Annotated in this window: 1 protein-coding gene and 1 pseudogene; both read right to left on the bottom strand. The window is 67.8% G+C overall.

All coding sequences use genetic code 11. The features are described 5' to 3' along the window. Positions 1–147: 147 nt before the first annotated feature. Complete coding sequence (locus D7Y13_RS41540) at positions 148–1,116, bottom strand: SDR family oxidoreductase (protein ID WP_120585337.1); 969 nt, start codon at positions 1,114–1,116, stop codon at positions 148–150. Next, positions 1,113–1,293 (bottom strand): annotated as a pseudogene (locus tag D7Y13_RS41535) (lysophospholipid acyltransferase family protein); the annotation flags it as partial. The gene D7Y13_RS41540 and the pseudogene D7Y13_RS41535, both read right to left, overlap by 4 nt.

Here is a 1,293-nt window from a genome sequence, read left to right as displayed (position 1 = left end):
CCCCTGGGAAATCAGACACTTGCGTGCCCGAGCCCTCCGTCACCGCCGGGGCCTGCCTGACAGTCCTGTCAGGGGGCCCCTGCCATGCCGCCACCGTCCCAGTGACATTCGTGTCAGGGGGAGCGGCGGCGGCCCATGGAAAATCCGCTACTCGCCCACCACGGAGCGGATGGTGTCGCGCATGGAGTGCCGGGCCTTCCAGCCCACGTCCTGGACCCAGCGGTTGCCGTCCACGGCGCAGAGGAACTGGATGTGGTCCAGCTCCGGGGGCGGGAAGTTGGCCAGGCGGTAGCGGAACATCAGGCCCAGGAGCGGGCGGGCCACCGGGTGCGGCACGGGGATGGCGGTGTGGCCCAGCTCTCCCAGCACCGCGGACAGGGGCACCTGGCCGGGGCCGACGACGTTGTAGACGCCCTTGGGCTCCGGGCGCAGGGCCTCCACCATCGCGCGCGCCACGTCCTCCACGTGGATGAGCTGCACCATCGGGTCGAAGCCCGCGAGCGTCCACGGGTAGCGCAGCCGCAGGTAGTTGGACGGCGCGTTCTTGATGGTGGGTCCGACGATGTGGACGGGCCGCAGGATGACCGTCTCGATGTTCGGATGCTTCCAGAAGAAGCTGTGCGCCAGCATGTCCACTTCGATGAGGTCGCGCACGCCGGAGAAGCGGCTGGCGGCCATGAGCGGCGCGTCCTCGGTGAGGAAGTTGGAGTTGTCCGGGCTGGGGCCGTAGACGTTGGCCGAGGACAGGACGACCACCTTCTTCACGCCGTACTTCGCGCAGTACTCCAACAGGCGCGTGGTGCCCACGACGTTGAAGGAGTGGTGCTCCTCCTCGCTCATGCGCGGGTCGTGCATGATGCCCATGTGGATGACGGCGCGGACCTCGTTCTTGCGAAAGACGTCCTCCGCCTTCTTCTTGCGCAGGTCCATCTGGTGCATCTCGACGTCCTTCGGCCGGCCCGCGAAGGGGCGCCGGTCGATGCCGATGATGCGCTCGCGCTTGTGCAGCATCTTCGCCAGGGTGCGGCCCAGGTTGCCGCTGATGCCCGTGACGACGACGGCGGGCTTCTTGTTGTCCCCGCCGGACTCCTTCTCTTCCTCGTGCGGAGCGCTCACCAGAACACGCCCCGGCGTTCCTTGAGCCCCTGCTGGAGCATCGCCTGGATGGAGGCCTTCACGGTGCGCACCTTCTTGTCGAGTTCACTGTCCTCGTCGTCCGCGCGGCCGGTGAAGTGCAACGCGTCTCCGAAGTAGATCCGGTACTTGGTGGGCAGCGGGAACGCCGCGCCGGTG

The organism is Corallococcus praedator (assembly GCF_003612125.1).
Taxonomy (GTDB): domain Bacteria; phylum Myxococcota; class Myxococcia; order Myxococcales; family Myxococcaceae; genus Corallococcus; species Corallococcus praedator.
Note: the sequence above shows the minus strand (reverse complement) of the source record. Positions and strands in the feature narration are given on the sequence as shown.